This is a genomic window from Flavobacterium sp. 38, from assembly GCF_057799715.1.
Window position 1 is genome coordinate 288,996 of record NZ_JBYNWZ010000003.1, and the last position, 18,177, is coordinate 307,172.

Consider the following 18,177-nt stretch of genomic DNA (forward strand, 5'->3'; position numbering starts at 1 on the left):
TACGGAATTTTCGAATTGGTTTCGTTTAAACCCCACGGATTAAAATCCGTGGCTACAAAATAGTTCATTCCTACGGAATTCTAAACTTTGTTACCTGCCAATCTTAGGAAAAAAACTTTGCTCCCGAAGCCTCGGGACTGCAACTTTGCGAGATTAAAAAAACTTCGTGTCTTAGTGCCTTCGTGGCAAAACGGAAACTCAGAATCTTAGCAACTTAAATTAAACAAAAAAACTTTGTGCCTTAGCGTCTTCGTGGCAAAAAACCTCAGCATCTCAGCACCTTAGAAGCTTAAAAAATCACTCATTCTCCCCTATCTTATTCACCATAAAAATCATCAGGATTCCTAGAAGTGCCATAATTAGGAATGCCCATTTCATGCTTAAATATTCAGATATAAAACCCACCATTGGCGGAACAAGTAAAAATCCTAAATAACCAATTGTAGATATCGAAGTCAAAGCCGAACCACTGCTTAATTTTGAAGATCTTCCAGCAATACTAAATACTAGCGGAACAACACAAGAAACTCCAAAACCAATCAAAACATATCCAAAAATAGTTGGATACGCATACGGCAAAATAAAGCAAACGCCGAAACCAACTGTTATTAATATACCGCTATAAAGCAGGATTTTTTTAGTTCCAAATTTCATTACTCCATAATCACCAAAAATACGTCCTAACGTTACTGCCGATGCAAAAAATACAAACGCGGCACTGGTTAATTTTGGAGAAGCTTTTAGAATATTTTCGAAGTAAATTCCGCTCCAGTCGTACATTGTGTTTTCACACGCCATAGAGACGAAACAAATCATAGCAAATTTTATCAGATTCTTTTCTGGCATTGAGAAAAACTTCTTCTTAACCGGAACAGGTTCATTATGAATGCTCATTGGATAAAAACAAGCCGTTAGCGCCAGCATAAAAATACTCACTCCCAATAAATGATGTGATGGTGCAATTTTCTGTGTAACCATAACATAGCCTAATCCTGCTCCCGAAAAAACGGCAATACTCCAAACGGCATGAAAACGCGTTATAATCGATTTTGGATACAATTTCTGCACTTCAAGAGACTGCGCATTTATAGATAAATTGAAAATATTACGAGAAGCGCCAAAGAATAAAAGTATGATAACCAGCTGCCAAACAAATGCCGCCAAACCTGGCAGAGACAGCGCCACATTAAACATAACGGCTCCCAAAAGCATAATATAACGGCTGCTGTATTTATTTAACAGTTTTCCTGTAAAAGGCATTGTTAGCATTAAACCTATCGGAAAAGCAAATAAAACTGCTCCAAATTCGGCTTCAGACAAATGCAATTGTGCTTGTATATGTGGAATTCTCGAAACCCAAGAAGAATAACCAAAACCTGAAAGGAAGAAAAAGACAGTGTTGGCAATACGATATCCTCTAGGCGTATTTTGAATCTTTTTAAAAAAGGGTAAAATCATGAAGTCGTTTTTTCTGACTGCAAAAGTAAAACATTTAAAACTTTAACTTATGGAAATAGTTAAAAGAAGATTCTTTTAAATGTTCTTTTAACATTTTATAAATCCATCCAACATTAAAATAACATTAAAAAATAACCTTCAAAAGAGTTGCATACATCACTTTTATAGCTACATTTGCGCTGTTTTTATTCAGTCTAAATAAGAAAATGAATTACCAACCAAATTTCAAACCATGAATATTATAAAATTTAAGCATTTAAAATTTCTATCTGCCTTTTTGTTTTTTGTTATTTCTAATTTATCAGCACAGCAAAACAATGGTAAAATAAAAGGAGTTATTACAACTTCTGACGGAAAACCAGCATCTGACGTAAATGTCATTCTAAAAAATTCAAAATATGGCACCACAGCAAATGAATACGGCGCATTTGAATTTAGTAAAGTAAAAGCCAACACTTACACTTTGCAAATTTCTTTAACAGGTTATGAAACTTTAGAAAAAGAAATTACGGTTACAGAAAATGAGACGACTTCACTTAATTTACAATTAAATTTTTCTAATAAGGAACTGCAGGAAGTTATCATTAACAATAATAAAATGATTACCAAAAAAACAGATTATGTGGCAAGAATGCCTATCAGCAATCTGGAAAATCCGCAGGTTTATAACGTTATAACCAAAGAACTTTTTAAAGAGCAAGTTGCAGTCGACATTAGAAGTGCGGTGCAAAATGCGCCTGGTATTGTGACTAAAATCTATCCTTCTGGCGGACTTGAAATTTCTTTTAGAGGTTTCAGTACGGGAGTAAATGCGAGAAACGGTATGGAAACGCTTACAGGAAGAAGTTCTATTTCTGTCGACAATGTGGAACGCATTGAAGTATTAAAAGGGCCATCGGGAACTTTATTCGGCTCTTCTGTTTCTTCTTTTGGTGGTGTTGTCAATCTAGTTACGAAAAAACCTTTTGAGACTAGAAAAACGGAAATCTCTTATACCGGCGGAAGCTTTGGGTTAAATCGTGTGGCTGTAGATTTTAATATGCCCTTAACGAAAGATAATAAAGTTTTGTTTAGACTTAATGCTTCTGGAAATACAGAAAACAGTTTTCTAAATTATGGCTTCAATAAAACATTTTTATTTGCCCCAAGTGTTATTTACAAAGCAACAGACAAATTAACGTTTACTGTAGATACAGAAATTTACAACACCAACAATACGCGTCCAACTTACGGACGTTCTTATGCAGCAGCACTTACGAATCCGAACGATTTGAAATTGGATTACAGAACTAGTTTGTTTGCGGATGATCTAGATGCTAAAACGACATCACCAAAAATCTTTGCTCAGGCAGAATATAAATTGGCAGACAACTGGAAATCGACTACACTTTTTTCTTTAGTAGATGAACAGGTAGATTATAGTTACCAATATTATACAAAATGGAATTCTGCTACAGAAGTAGAAAGAATGGTGTCGAAATTTGGACCAATCCGCAATAAATTCACCAATATACAGGAAAATATTAATGGTGAATTTTCTACAGGAAGCATTAAACACAAACTATTAGTTGGATTAAATTATAGGTTTACGAAAGCATCTTTTAATTATGCCACTACAAATGTTCTTGATGTTATCGATGTTACACAGCCTTTTGAGCCTATCAGAAGAGCACAAGTCGATGCCAATTTGACTCCAATGGCATTTGGAGTTCCTAGTGAAGAGACTTTTAGTGCTTATGCTTCAGATGTTGTAAACTTTACAGATCGTTTGTCTGTTATGTTGAGTTTGCGTTTAGACAATTATGTTCAGAAAAAATTGGAAGATTCAGAAGGATATAACCAAACGGCTTTGTCTCCAAAGTTAGGTGTGGTTTATGAGGTTGTTAAAGATCAGGTTTCTTTATTTGGAAATTACATGAATGGTTTTCAGAATACGCAATCACCGCAACAGCCAGACGGAACTTTATTTATTGCAAAACCAGTTTACGCCAATCAGTTTGAAGGTGGTCTAAAAGCTGAAGCTTTTGACAAAAAACTAAGCACTACTCTTAGTTATTATAATATTACAATTGACAATGCTTTAAGAACTGATGCTGATGGTTTTGCGCATCAAGACGGTAAACAAGTAAGTAAAGGTTTTGATTTTGAATTAATTGCAAATCCTTTAACAGGTTTAAATATTATGGCTGGTTATGCTCATAATGATAATCGTATCGTAAAATCAGACAATGCTGCAATTGAAGGCAATACAGTAAGTGGTGCACCAAAAGATGTGGTTAACTTCTGGGTTTCTTATAAATTTCAGAATGTGCTAAAAGATTTCGGACTTGGTTTTGGAGGAAATTACGTTGACAAACAATATAAATTTGAAGATGAAGGATTCTACAGCCCATCTTATTCTGTTTACAATGCAACAGTATTTTATGACAGACCAATGTGGAGATTGGGCGTTAAATGGAATAACCTGACAGATAAAAAATATTGGGATTCTTACGGAATGGGTCAGGCAATCTCAAATTTTGCAGTAAATCTTACCGTTAGACTATAATATTTCAATTTCAAAAATCCTTATTTCTAAGTAAATAAGGATTTTTTCATTTTAAATAAAAACTAAACCAAAAAAAGAAAAACCATGAATTATTTAAATCCCCTAAAGCAGATAGCGACTATTATCTGTTTACTATTTCTGTTTAGTACAAATGTATTCGCTCAGCAGAATTCAGGAAAAATTAAAGGAACTATTAAAACATCTGATGGAGAACTTGCTGTTGGAGTAAACATTATTCTTAAAAGTTCAAAATACGGAACAATCAGTAACGAAGACGGAACTTTCGAATTTAACAGGGTAAAACCAAATACGTACACCGTGCAAGTTTCCTTAACTGGATATGAAACATTAGAACAGCAAGTAACCGTAACGGCAAATGAAACTTCTACTCTTGATCTGCAATTAACGGTTTCTGACAAGCAATTGAAAGAGGTGATTGTTACTAATAACCGAGGAAAAAAATTCCCGAAACAAAGTAACTACGTTTCAAAAATGCCCCTGAAAAATCTTGAAAATGCTCAGGTTTACAATATTGTTTCTTCAGAATTGCTAAAAGAACAAGCGATTACTAATTATGAAGATGCTTTAAAAAATGTGCCTGGAATTCAAAAACTTTGGGAATCTACAGGCCGTGGCGGCGATGGAGGATCTTATTATTCTTTACGTGGTTTTGAAGTTCAAGCCAATATTGTAAATGGTTTGCCTGGCCTTACCAACGGAAGTCTTGATCCTGCAAATGTAGAGCGTATTGAGGTTATAAAAGGGCCTTCTGGAACTTTGTTTGGAAGCAGTTTAGTAAGCTACGGCGGTCTTATTAATACCGTAACCAAAAAACCTTACAGCGGTTTTGGCGGCGAGTTCTCTTATCTTACAGGAAGTTTTGGTCTTAACAGAGTGACGGCAGATGTAAATACTCCGCTTGACGATAATGACAATATTGCTTTTAGAATAAACGCAGCTTATCAGACAGAAAATAGTTTTCAGGATGCTGGATTCCGCACTTCTCTTTTTGTTGCGCCTTCCCTATCTTTTAAAGTAAATGAAAAACTGTCTTTTTTAATTAATACAGAATTTATGCAGGAAGAAAAAACAACGCCTTCTATGTTGTTTTTAGGAAGAGATACTCCACTGCAATGGGCTAATTTAGCAGAACTGAATTACAATACCAATCTATCGTTTTACAGTAATGATTTGTCAATGAAAAATCCGAGATTTAGTTTACAGGCACAAATGCTGTATAAAATTTCAGATCAATGGACTTCACAAACGGTATTATCAAGAGGTTCTTCCAAATCTCAAGGATATTACACGTATATCTACGATAATGAAGACGGAAACAAAGATTTTGCATTATGGATAACCAAAGAACAATCTCAGACTGCAACAACAGATATTCAGCAAAATTTTATTGGTGATTTTAAAATTGGCAATATGCGCAATCGACTTGTTGTAGGTTTAGATTATTTTGAAAGAAATGTAATGTATGGTGGTTCTGGCTATGGCCATTTATACAATCTTACCGCTCAAGGCGAAGTGAGACAGCTTGATGCTGACAATCCTAATTTTCTAACTACAACATCTGTAGATAGACTTTTGGCAAACGAAGCGGCAGGAAACTATAATCCGAAAGATGCTACTTACAGTGCTTACGCTTCAGACGTATTAAATATTACGCCAACTTTATTGGCTATGGCGAGTTTAAGAATCGATTATTTTGACAATGACGGAAACGCCAATGCAAGCGGTGACGAATACACGCAAACCGCTTTTTCTCCAAAATTTGGATTGATTTATCAGCCAATTGAAGATAAATTATCTGTTTTTGCCAATTACATGAATGGGTTCAGAAATATTGCTCCAGGAGCAACTTATGATGATGACGGAAACTTAATAGGCTCTCAAACTTTTGAGCCAGAACATGCTAATCAATTTGAAACGGGTATTAAAGCCAATCTTTTTTCAGATAAACTGACAGGAACAATTAGTTACTATACCATCAATGTTGCCAATCTAGTAACGAGCAATCCGATGTTTAGCGCTCAAGGCGGAGAAGCAAGAAGCAATGGTTTTGAATTTGACCTGAATGCAAATCCAATTAAAGGCTTAAGCATTATTGCCGGATACAGTTATAATGACAGTAAAATTACAAAAGGTGATGAAGGAAATGTTTGGTTAGAACAAGGAAAAAGACCTTTTTGGTCTGGTCCAAAAAACTTAGTAAACCTTTGGGCAACTTATAAGTTTGAAGAAGGAACACTAGAAAACTTTGGTCTTGGCTTTGGCGGAAACTATGCGAGTGATAATGCTATTTTAGACAGTTCGGTAACTGGAAAATTTGTGCTTCCAGAATACACTGTAATCAACGGATCTGTTTTTTATAATTCGAATAAATTTCGCGTTGCTTTAAACGTAAACAACATTGCCAATAAAGATTATTTTAATGGAGGCTGGTCTACATTAAACCCGCAAAAACCTAGAAATGTTGTCGCGAGTTTTGCTTATAAATTTTAATATTATTTAAAAATGTAATGAAAGTCTCAAAGTTCCTAAAAACAGGGATTTTTGAGACTTTTTTAAGTTTTATTTTTAATTGTTCTAAATAAGACTTATGTTTGTAAAAAATATCATTCTAATAATTTAAACTTGATCTTATGAAATCAAATACTTTTAAAATCATAGCTTTTTTCTTTTTAATGCTGGTATCTGCTCCAACATTTGCGCACGCACTTTGGATCGAAACTAAAGCTACAGGAACAAAAGGTAAAGCTCAGGAAATTTCTGTTTACTTTGGAGAATTCTCTGATAATGACATTACAAAAGCAGACAAATGGTTTTCTGATTTGAAAAATTTCAGCTTAATTGTAGTAAGTCCATCAAAAAAAGAAACGAAACTAACTGCAAAAGCTTTAGAAAATAAATATCAAGCATTCTTTACACCAACAGAAGATGGCGTTTACACGATTGTAATGCAGCACACAGTAGGAGATGTTTACGGAACTATGAAATTAGATTATAATTCTAGTGCAAATGTTGTGGTTGGAAACAAAAATGCTGGAAATAATATCGCAGCAAATTCAAACAAAATTGCTGTTTTCTCAGAAAATGCAGATGTTGCAAAAAAAGATACAAAAGTAACTGGAGTTGCTTCTTATGATGGTGCTATCGCTAAAGAAGCTAAAATCAAAGTTATTGCTCCAAACGGATGGGAAAAAGAATTATGGACAAATGATAAAGGAGAGTTCTCTTTTACTCCGATCTGGTCTGGAAATTATATGGTTGAATACGCTCACACAGACAAAGCTTCTGGTGAACACAACGGAAAAAAATACGACGAAATCTGGAAAATGGCTACTTACCAAATTGCAGTAAAATAATTTAGAAGAAACTCATTCTTAGATTTTTTTTCAATTTAAAAAACCTTGCTTCACGGCAAGGTTTTTTTTTGCTTTAACTACAAAATTAAAATAACATTGAAAAATTCTTAAGCAAATCTTAAGAAAAGAATAAGAAAGGTTTAAGCAAGAAAACGCCCTCTAAATTTCCTCAACACATTCATGCAATTGTATATTTGCGGCGATCTATTTTTATTGAATCTAAATAAATACCATGAAATACAATTTACTATTTGCATTAGGATTATTAAGTTTTGTCTCTTATGGTCAAGACTATTCAAACTCTGAATCTGCTTCATCTGTAAACGATACCGTTAAGAATAAAAAAGGAGAAATTTTAAATGAAGTAGTCGTTACTAAAACCAAAGAACCAAAACCAGTAACAGCAGTTCGCTCTGGATTAAAACCAATGGACAATCCGCAATCTATACAAGTCATTGGTTCTGAAGTTATCGAACAGCAGCAAGCCATCCGATTAAGTGAAGTGCTTAAAAATGCCAATGGAGTTTATGTGGGCTCTGCACGTGGTGGCGCACAGGAATCTTTCTTCTCAAGAGGCTATGATATGTCTGCCAATAATATGTTTAAAAACGGTTTCCGTTACAATTCAGGATCAATTCCTGATGTTTCGGGTCTAGATAAAGTAGAATTTTTAAAAGGGAGTTCTGCCCTATTGTTTGGAAATGTCGCTCCAGGAGGAATTTTAAACTTAGTTACCAAAACTCCTCAGTTTAAAAGCGGTGGAGAGATCTCTATGCAAATAGGAAGTTACGCGTATTACAAACCTGCATTTGATTTTTATGGAGGTCTTAATAAATCAATCGCATTTAGAATTAATGGTTCTTACGAAAACTCAGAAAGTTTTAGAGATGTTGTAAAAAATAAACGTTTCTACATTAATCCGTCTTTACTTTTTATTGTGAATCCGAAAACTCAAATTACGGTTCAAGGAGATTATTTAAGTGCAGACTGGACACCCGATTTTGGAACTGGAATTATCGGAAAAGAAATTCTTGATCTTCCACGCAATGCTTTCTACGGATCTCTTTGGTCAAATGGTAATACAAAATCTGCTAGTGCATCGGTATTATTAAACCATGATTTCAACAAAAATTGGAGATTAAATTTCAACTCTTCTTTCCAAAATTTTGATAGAGGAAGTTATTCTACCGCACAATTATCAGGTTTAGATACGTATTCAACTCCTGGTGATTGGAATAGAGGTTTAACAAAGAACAAAAACTTAGAGCAAATCTTTGGAGACCAATTAAGTCTGCAAGGAAATTTTAATACTGGATCTGTAAAACATCAGATTTTTACAGGTGTAGATTGGGAAAACTCATTTGCGACCGCTTATACTTTTACATTTGACGAGAAATATGTTATTACTGGAACAAAAGATGGCAAACCAGTTTACGGACCAACTCTTTATGATACTATAAATCTATTTACTTTTGATCCCGCAAATCAAAGAATGGATATTCCAACAACTGATAGAGCGACTCAAATCACAAAAACAGACACCAATCGTTTTGGAATATATTTTCAGGATTTTATCTCAATTACAGACAAATTTAAAGTCTTAGCAGGTATCAGATGGTCTTGGCAGGAAGCAGAAGTTAGCACTTACAAAGAAACAAAAACAGGCGCAGGAAACCCACAAGATGCGGTTCCAACTGTTACGCCAAAACGTTTAGACAATGCGTTTTCTCCAAAAGCTGGATTAGTGTATCAGCCAACAAAAGATGTTTCGATATTCGGAAGTTATTCAACCTCTTTTACGCCAAATACTGGAACAACTGTCGATTTACAGCCTATCGAAGCTTCAATAATCGATCAATATGAAGCTGGTGTAAAAACAGATTTCTTTAAGGGTTTATTAAGCACAAATGTTACGGTTTACCAAATTACAAACAGCAACTTGGCACAAATGGCACCTTATAAAGCTGATGGAACAGATAATTTAGATGCTAACGTTAAAATGCTAAGTGGAGAAACAAAAAGTAAAGGTGTTGAAATTGATGTGACAGCAAGACCTGCAGATGGGTTAAATATTATTGCAGGATACAGCTATAATGATATGCGCTACACTAAAACTTCTGGATTAAATGGAAGTTTTGTCCAAGGAGATCGCGTAGCAAGAACGCCATTAAATACGGCTAACTTGAGTTTCTTCTATACTTTACAGTCAGGATTCTTTAAAAATGTTTCTTTTGGTGCAATTGGAAATTATGTCGGAGACCGTTTAGGCGGATGGAATGATGATTATGTTTGGACAGAAAACAAACCTTCAACAAATCCGAAAACGTATACTGTAACCATTAGAGATCGTGATATTCCGCTAGAAGGTTATGTTACCATTGATGCCTCTCTTGGATATACTTGGCAAAAATTCTCGATTCTGTGCAAATTATCAAACATTACAAACACCTTAAATTATACGGTTCACGAGAACTATAGTGTGAACCCAATCGCTCCACGTCAGGTTATGACAAGCTTGCGTTACAAGTTCTAAAAAACATTGAATTAGATTTTTTTATCCCAAGATTTTCCTGAAAACAGAAAAGTCTTGGGATTTTTATTTTAAGTCCGATACTAATTCAATTAACACTATTTTTGCTTGAAATTATATCCCTAAAAACTAACTCGAAATGTCAGATTCCAAGAAAAACCAATTGCAAAAAAGTTTAGGCCTAAGTTTTAATATTGCCGTTTTGATTGGAGGAACAATCGGTGTCGGAATTTTAAGAACACCTGGAACAATTGCTGAAATGCTAAATAATTACTGGCTTATTTTGGCTTCTTGGCTTTTTGGAGGTTTGTATGTTTTACTGGGAGCCAATTCGTATTCTGAATTGGCGACAATGCTGCCAAAAGCAGGAGGATCTTACAACTACATCAAAAGAGCTTTGGGCGAATATGCTGGATTTCTTTCTGGCTGGTACGATTATATCGTAAATGCTATTCCGCCTGCTTTTTATTGTATCGTAATTAGCGAATACACGATTATTTTATTTCCGCAATTAGCCAATTATTCTACAGTTTTATCCATTTCCTTATTGGTTGCATTTGTATTGCTCCATTTAAGCGGTGTCAAAAACGGAAGCGTGATTCAGCAAATTACCAGCTTATTGAAAGTTATTTGCTTTGTGGCTTTGGTCGTAGCTTGTTTCATGTATTCTGGCGTTGAAGTTCCGCCAATAAAAACAGATAATTCCATCTTTCAAATTGGACTTGTTTTTGGATTTTTTAAATCACTTCAGCTTATTATTGGAACTTATAATGGTTGGAATGCCGTTTGTTTTTTTGCAGAAGAAAATGACGATCCAGGTAAAAATATTCCGAAATCATTATACAGCGGCGTTTTGCTCGTTGTCGTGATTTATATTTTGGTAAACGCCGCATTTTTTCATGTTCTGCCAATCGAAACTTTAGCAAAATCAAATTTGGCTGCAGCAGACGTAGCGAAGATTCTTTTTGGAGAAAACGGAGCAAAAATTGTAACGGTAATTTCGATTTTTTCTTTAATCAGTATTCTAAATGCTTTTATGATGATTCCGCCAAGAATTCTCTACGGATTAAGCCGTGATGGATTTTTCATTAAACAAGGAACAAAAGTTAACAAAGGCGGAACACCAATTGTCGCGCTGTTAGTTTCTTCATTTTTTAGCTTATTTTTAATTTGCATAGGCTCTTTTGAAGTATTGTTTTCTTTCGCTGCTTTTATCTCCATAATCGTTTGGGGATTGGCTTACTATTCCCTTTTAAAATTAAGAACCAAAGAACCAGACTTACCAAGACCTTATCACTCGTTTTGGTATCCGTGGTCAACCATACTTGCTATTATATTCTCCATTGCATTACTTGGAGGATTTATTTACAGCGATCCTATTAGTTTTAGTATTATTGTTGGAATTGCGGTGGTTTCTTATCCTTTATTTTTGATATTGAGGAAAAACAAAAAATAATACAAAACTTACAATTATTTTTAAATTTGCTAGAATGTATTACCTTTACATTTTAGAATAATGAAATATGAATTACAACTTATCATTTCAGGAAAGAGCGAAGTTAAGCATGGAGCAATTATCCAAGCAGCAACCCGTTACCTTAGAAGAAGCCAAAGCTCAAGTGAAGTGGTTAAAGAATTCAAGCACTTCAAAAAACAAGAAACAGAAGCCTTAATTAGGTTTGCAAATAAAAATAATCTTTGGGTATTAGATATTAATCCCGAAAACTATGTTTCTGAAGGAGCCGAACAAAAAGTTTACTTAAAAGATGGAAAAACTGTCCTGAAACTAAACGACTCTATTTATTACAGTTCGTGGATTGATTACTTCAACAATCTTTTACTAAACAATTTCTTTTTTCCAGATACTGCTTATAACCTATTAGGCTTTTATCAAAATGAAGACATTTTATATGCAGTTGTAGAACAGCTTTTTGTAAAAGCTACTGAAAAAACCGATTTAGAAACTGTTAAAAATTTCATGTCCTCAAATGGCTTTCAAAACACAAAAAACAACGATTATTTCAATCCAGACTTAGGAATAATTCTTGAAGATCTTCATGATGAAAATGTGCTTACAGAAAATGGTATACTGAAGTTTATAGATACCGTTTTTTATATCCAAAACTCCTTTTACCAAATATAAAAACCCGACACTTTAAAAAACTGTCGGGTTTACTTTTATTGATAGACTAAGTTTTATATTTATTTCAACCCAGCCAAACTCTGCTCGATTGTAGCAATTTTTGCTAAAGCATCGGCTTGTTTTTGTTTTTCAAGATTTAATACTTTCTCTGGAGCTCCGTTTACGAATTTCTCGTTAGAAAGTTTTGCTTCAACCGATTTCAAGAATCCTTTTGTATAATTTAATTCTTCTGTCAGTTTTGCAATTTCAGCTTCAACGTCAATGTTTCCTGTAATCGGAATAAAATATTCGTTTGATTTTACACGGAAAGACAATGCGCCGTCTACTTTTTCAGAAACATATTCGAAAGCAGAAACGTTTCCTAATTTCGTTATAATTGAATCAAAATACGTTGAAACATTTTCGCTGTTGATTCCTTTTAATTCAATTGCATCTTTAAACGGAATGTTTTTATCTTTTCTAATCGTTCTAATTCCAGAAATTACTTCAATTGAGTTTTCAAAATCAGCGATCAATTTAGCATCAAAAGATTTTACTTCTGGCCAAGTCGAAACAATCAAAGCTTCTTCTGGAGTTCTTTCTGCAATTAACTGCCAGATTTCTTCTGTCAAGAAAGGCATAAACGGATGAAGCAATTTCAAGTTATTTTCTAACATTTCGATCGCTTTCGCGAAAGTTACGCTGTCAATTGGCTGTTGATATGCTGGTTTGATCATTTCTAAGAACCAAGAACAGAAATCATCCCAAACTAATTTGTAGATCGCCATTAATGAATCTGAAATTCTATATTTCTCGAAATTATCTTCAATATCAACTAATGTTTGTTGCAACTTCGCTTCGTACCATTCGATCGCTACTTTTGATGATTCTGGCTGCGGAATAGAATCTGAAACTTCCCAACCTTTAATCAATTTAAAAGCATTCCAGATTTTGTTTGAAAACGCTTTTCCTTGGTTGCATAGTTCTTCATCAAACATAATATCGTTTCCTGCAGAAGCACTCAAAAGCAATCCTACACGAACTCCATCTGCACCAAATTTATCGATCAAGTCTAAAGGATCAGGAGAGTTTCCTAATGATTTAGACATTTTACGGCGTTGTTTATCACGAACTAAACCAGTCAAATATACATTGGTGAATGGTTTTTCGCCAGCATATTCGTAACCTGCAATAATCATTCTCGCTACCCAGAAAAACAAAATATCTGGACCTGTAACCAAGTCGTTTGTTGGATAATAGTATTTAAAATCTGGACTTTCTGGATCCATAATTCCACCAAAAACAGACATTGGCCATAACCAAGATGAGAACCAAGTATCTAGGGCATCAACATCTTGTTTTAAGTCGCTAGTCGTTAGTCCTGCATTATTCGTTTTTACTTTCGCTAAAGCTAATGCGTCTTCAATGTTTTCAGCAACTACGAAATCTTCTTTTCCGTCTCCGTAATAGTACGCTGGAATTTGCTGTCCCCACCATAATTGACGAGAAATATTCCAATCGCGAATATTGTTTAACCAGTGCGCATAAGTGTTTTCGAAACGTTTTGGATGTAATTTAATATCTCCTGTTTCTAAAACTGATTTAATTGCTGGTTTTACCAATTCTTCCATTTTCAAGAACCATTGGTCTGATAATCTTGGTTCGATTACTGCTTTTGTTCTTTCAGAAGTTCCAACTTTATTTAAGTGGATTTCTGTTTTAGCCAAAGCGCCAATTTCTTCCAGTTCTTTTTCAATTTCCTTACGAACTACAAAACGGTCTTTTCCTTGATAGTGTAATCCGAAGCTATTTAAAGTTGCATCTTCATTAAAAATATCAACGATTTCAAGATTGTGTTTTTCACCCAAAGTCTTATCGTTCATATCGTGTGCAGGCGTAACTTTCAAACACCCTGTTCCGAATTCAACATCAACATATTCATCTTCAATAATCGGGATAACTCTTCCGCAAATTGGAACGATCGCTTTTTTACCTTTTAAATGTGTAAAACGCTCATCATTCGGATTGATACAAATTGCAGTATCTCCAAAGATAGTCTCAGGACGTGTTGTTGCAATCGTCAAGAAATCTTCTGAACCTTCGATTTTATATTTTAAGAAAAATAATTTTCCTTGCTGTTCTTCGTAAATAACTTCTTCATCAGACAAAGTAGTTTTCGCTTCTGGATCCCAGTTTACCATTCGGTAGCCACGGTAAATTAATCCTTTATTGTATAAATCAACAAAAGATTTAATTACAGAAGCAGACATATCTGGATCCATCGTAAATTTAGTACGTTCCCAATCGCAAGAAGCACCTAATTTCTTAAGTTGTTCTAAGATTGTTCCGCCGTATTTATCAGTCCATTCCCAAGCATGTTTTAGGAATTCTTCACGGGTCAAATCATTTTTATTGATTCCTTCTGCTTTTAATTTTGCTACAACTTTTGCTTCAGTTGCAATAGAAGCGTGATCTGTTCCTGGAACCCAACAAGCGTTGAATCCTTTCAAACGTGCTCTACGAATTAAAACATCTTGAATCGTATTATTCAGCATATGTCCCATGTGAAGGACTCCAGTGACGTTTGGCGGCGGGATTACAATGGTGTACGGTGTTCTATGATCTGGTTCTGAATGAAAATAATTATTTTTCATCCAGTAATCATACCATTTACTCTCAATCGTCTTAGCGTCAAATTGTGCTGGAATTGTCATTTATATATGTTTAATCGTTTAATTTTTATTGATTCGTTTTATCAGTAATTTGTTTAATCGGTAATTATAAGGATTAGACAAGTTAAACAAATAAACGAAACTTTGGTTCAGTTTTTGTATTTATAACTGACAGCAAAAGTAAATAATTAAGTAGACTATAAAAAGCGAATTAATAATTTGTGTGTTAATTAAAAGAATGTATATTTACTTACAATTAAAAACTAATTTCATATGAAAAATGCAGCCTCTTTTATTGCAGTCTTATTGTTTAGCGCGATAAGTTATGCACAAAATGGCCCAAAAATTGAATTTGCAGCCCCTGATAATACAATTGATTATGGAAAAATTTCTAAAAGTGACAATGGGCTTCGTTCCTTTGAATTTACCAACACAGGAGATGCTCCTTTATTAATTACAGGCGCAGAATCTACCGTAAGTTCTATCATTGTAACCAAACCTGCGGCAGCAATTATGCCGGGCAAAAAAGGAAAAATCGATGTAAAATATAATATGGTTGCAGGACCTATTCGTAAAACAATTACTGTTGAAACCAACGCAGTAAACTATCCTGACGGAAGAGTAGCTCTTAAAATTAAGGGTGAAGTTCAATAAGAATTCAAATTTTCTAAATAACAAAAGCCGTTTCTTGATTTTGAAACGGCTTTTTTGTTTTTTAGTACTTAGTTTTTTAGTCCCTAGTCCTTAGAAATAGCGCTTAGAAAAAAGACTAAAAAACTAAGGACTAGAGACTAAGGACTTATTTACACTCTGTTTCGTCAAACTTATATTTCACGCTTTCAAAATCAATTGGCTGGTCTTTTACTAAATACGTAACTCCCATTGTAGTTTGCATCACTCCGTTTCCTAAAATCAGCTGCTTATCACGTTTTAAAAGTGCCATTGGGTTTTTGAATGTTTTATTTCCATTCACATTGTCTTTAAAAGTATAATCTACAAATAAAGTATCGCCGTGAAATTCACCCGCAACTTCTCCCGTTCTAACTGTTGATGGAGCGACTTTCATAATCATATCTCCAGCTAGTTTTCCGTTTTTCAACGTATTCAATTTTAAATCTATTGTATCCTTTTCATAAATTGCTTTATAGCATACAGTGCTTACTACTGCTTCACCTTCTGCTTTTACAGCTTCGGCGGCTTTTTGTTTTTCTTCATTTTTACAGCTTTGCAATCCGATAACGGATAAAAGCAAACAAGACAAGGTTAGATTTTTCATAATTTCTTTTATTTCGTTGATCTTATAAAATTAAAGAAAAAAGATTTTCTTCTTACCATAATTTTATAAATTTTTAATTACAAATTCAGATCTTCTGTTCAACTCGTGTTCTTCTTCTGAGCACGATTCGTCTGTTTTACATTTTATAATTGGCACCGATTCTCCATAACCTTTTGCAGAAACTCTTTTGGCGTCAATTCCAGATTGAATAATAAACTCTCGAGTTGAATCTGCTCTTTTCTGAGATAGATCAGCGTTGTATTTTACGCTTCCTCGTGAATCGGTATGCGATCCAATTTCGATTACCATTCCAGGATATTTTTTCATCAGTTCGACAACTCTTCCCAAAATTACTTTTGATTCTTTTCGAATATACCACAAATCGTAATCAAAGTAAATCGGATCTGTTTTAATGATTAAGCGGTCTTTGTCTTTTACAACATCTTTTTCCTTCTCTAAAATCTCTTTTACTTTTTCATTCTTTCTAATTTCAGCTGCTACGATTGCGGCTTCTTTGGCTTTTTTTTCTTTTTGTTTTAATTCAACTGCTGCCAAAGCTTCTTTTTTCTTGTTTTCTTCTTCTATAATAATTTCCTGCTTTCTCTTATTTTCAGCAATTAGTTTTTCTTCCTGTTTAATAACTTCTAAAGATTTCAATGCCAGCGAACCATCATTTACTTTGTCTCGAGTTTTGTCTAAAGTCAATGTTTTTGAAGCGTTGGTATAATTTTCTTTGAAAGCACTAATTTTATATGAAGTCTCGCAAGCAACTGTAAAACTGAACTTTCCGTCGGCAGAAGTCGTAATCGTATTTAACGTTTTATTTTCTGAATCCTGCAATAATACGGTAGCGTTTTCTAGAGCCAATTGCGTATCTATATCCGTAATGGTTCCTGCAATAAACTGTTTGCAATCTTCAACAATAAGAACTTTTATTTCTTTAAATTGATAAATATCGTCGCTTCCTTTGCCTCCTTCTCTATTCGAAGCAAAAAAACCTTCTTTTGTATTTGAATCTATGTAGAAAGCAAAATCATCTAAATTAGAATTCAGCGGAAGTCCAACATTTATAGGTTTTGAATATTCGTTTCCATTAATTTCAGAAACAAAAACATCCAAAGATCCGTACCCCAAATGTCCATCTGATGAAAAATATAATTTGTTGTCAGCCGAGGCAAAAGGGAATTGCTCTCTTTTGTTGGTATTAATTTCTGATCCTAAATTTTTCGGAGTATCAAATGCTCCTTTATTTATATTAACCGAATAAATATCAAACGAACCTAAAGTTCCAGGCATATCTGAAGCAAAATACAATACTTTTTCATCTGCGCTTAAAGCTGGGTGTTCTACAGAATAATTGGCACTATTGAATGGAAGTGATGTTACATTTGTCCATTTTCCTTCAACTAATTCTGCTTTAAAAATCTGAAGATTGGAGATTTTCTTATCGTCTTTCTTTTTTCTGCTTCCTTTAGAATTATTTCTAGTGAAATACATGGTTTTGCCATCTTTTGTAAAAACAGCATTAGATTCGTGCATTCCCGTTTTTAATTCTTTAGCAAAATAATGAACGATAGAATCTGCTGAATTTATATTTTTCAGCGGAATCGTAACCAGATTTAAATAGGTTTCGTTGTCCCATTTGTATTTTTTATCGAATAAACCCGGCTTCAATTTTACTCCTGCAAAAACTAGATCTTGTTTGTATGTAACAGCTCCAAATTCAGAATTTGGTGTGTTTATAGCCAAGTTTTTAATATCAAAACGCTTACCGATTGCGGTAACATTTTCTAAGGTTTTTAATTCTCTTTCAAAATTGACAATGTCTTCTGAATTGGCAGATTTTGTATAATATTCTTTTAAATTGGCATTTGCATCGTCGACAGCATTTGTTGCTTTTAATGTCTGTGCATATCTGAAATAATATTCTCTGTCCAGATTATTACTGTAATTATTGACTAAAAAACGATAATAACGTTGTGCTTTGACCAAATCATTGGTATAAAAATAAGAATCAGCCAGATTTTTAATGACTTCTTGCGAAGGTCTTTCGTCTGCCAATTTTTGATATAAAATAATCGCTTCACTGTAATAGGTTTTATCAAAAAAACGTTTTGCTCTAGCCAATTCCTGATCTTGGGCGTTTATAAACTGTATTGAAAATACGAATATAATAACGAGTAATTTTTTCATATTT

At 34.0% G+C, this 18,177-nt stretch carries 11 protein-coding genes; 7 read left to right on the top strand and 4 right to left on the bottom strand.

The genetic code is table 11. The features are described 5' to 3' along the window. Window positions 1–297 precede the first annotated feature (297 nt). Window positions 298–1,458, bottom strand: a complete 1,161-nt coding sequence (locus tag AC3E9W_RS10020; protein WP_306156865.1) for an MFS transporter — start codon at window positions 1,456–1,458, stop codon at window positions 298–300. Between the two features lie 232 nt (window positions 1,459–1,690). Here AC3E9W_RS10020 and AC3E9W_RS10025 point away from each other — a divergent pair, with 232 nt between their 5' ends. The 6 genes from AC3E9W_RS10025 to AC3E9W_RS10050 all read left to right on the top strand — a co-directional run bounded on the left by AC3E9W_RS10025 (window position 1,691) and on the right by AC3E9W_RS10050 (window position 12,053). Further along, the gene (locus AC3E9W_RS10025; protein WP_488768231.1) at window positions 1,691–4,006 is read left to right on the top strand and encodes a TonB-dependent siderophore receptor; all 2,316 of its coding nucleotides are present in this window, start codon (window positions 1,691–1,693) and stop codon (window positions 4,004–4,006) included. An 84-nt stretch (window positions 4,007–4,090) separates the two neighbouring features. Beyond that, complete coding sequence (locus AC3E9W_RS10030; RefSeq protein ID WP_488768232.1) at window positions 4,091–6,517, top strand: TonB-dependent siderophore receptor; 2,427 nt, start codon at window positions 4,091–4,093, stop codon at window positions 6,515–6,517. A 140-nt stretch (window positions 6,518–6,657) separates the two neighbouring features. Next, complete coding sequence (locus tag AC3E9W_RS10035; protein ID WP_488768233.1) at window positions 6,658–7,380, top strand: DUF4198 domain-containing protein; 723 nt, start codon at window positions 6,658–6,660, stop codon at window positions 7,378–7,380. Between the two features lie 232 nt (window positions 7,381–7,612). Further along, complete coding sequence (locus AC3E9W_RS10040; RefSeq protein ID WP_488768234.1) at window positions 7,613–9,913, top strand: TonB-dependent siderophore receptor; 2,301 nt, start codon at window positions 7,613–7,615, stop codon at window positions 9,911–9,913. A gap of 136 nt (window positions 9,914–10,049) precedes the next feature. Continuing rightward, the gene (locus AC3E9W_RS10045; protein WP_488768235.1) at window positions 10,050–11,366 is read left to right on the top strand and encodes an APC family permease; all 1,317 of its coding nucleotides are present in this window, start codon (window positions 10,050–10,052) and stop codon (window positions 11,364–11,366) included. A 60-nt stretch (window positions 11,367–11,426) separates the two neighbouring features. After that, window positions 11,427–12,053 carry a putative polyvalent protein kinase domain-containing protein gene (locus AC3E9W_RS10050; RefSeq protein ID WP_488768236.1) on the top strand — a complete coding sequence of 209 codons (627 nt, stop codon included), beginning with the start codon at window positions 11,427–11,429 and terminating at the stop codon, window positions 12,051–12,053. A gap of 59 nt (window positions 12,054–12,112) precedes the next feature. On the opposite strand, the gene AC3E9W_RS10055 is transcribed toward AC3E9W_RS10050, so the two are convergent. Beyond that, a complete protein-coding gene (locus AC3E9W_RS10055; RefSeq protein ID WP_488768237.1) occupies window positions 12,113–14,746 on the bottom strand; it encodes a valine--tRNA ligase in 2,634 nt (877 codons plus the stop codon). Window positions 14,747–14,977: 231 nt separating this feature from the next. Between AC3E9W_RS10055 and AC3E9W_RS10060 the strand changes: the two genes are divergently transcribed. After that, window positions 14,978–15,358 (top strand): DUF1573 domain-containing protein, encoded by a 381-nt coding sequence (locus AC3E9W_RS10060; RefSeq protein ID WP_008462293.1) that lies wholly within the window; start codon window positions 14,978–14,980, stop codon window positions 15,356–15,358. Between the two features lie 145 nt (window positions 15,359–15,503). Here AC3E9W_RS10060 and AC3E9W_RS10065 read toward each other — a convergent pair whose 3' ends face one another. Further along, window positions 15,504–15,980, bottom strand: coding sequence for a hypothetical protein (locus tag AC3E9W_RS10065; protein WP_488768238.1), 477 nt, complete (start codon window positions 15,978–15,980; stop codon window positions 15,504–15,506). 63 nt (window positions 15,981–16,043) lie between these two features. Next, window positions 16,044–18,173, bottom strand: coding sequence for an OmpA family protein (locus tag AC3E9W_RS10070; protein WP_488768239.1), 2,130 nt, complete (start codon window positions 18,171–18,173; stop codon window positions 16,044–16,046). Window positions 18,174–18,177: the final 4 nt, after the last annotated feature.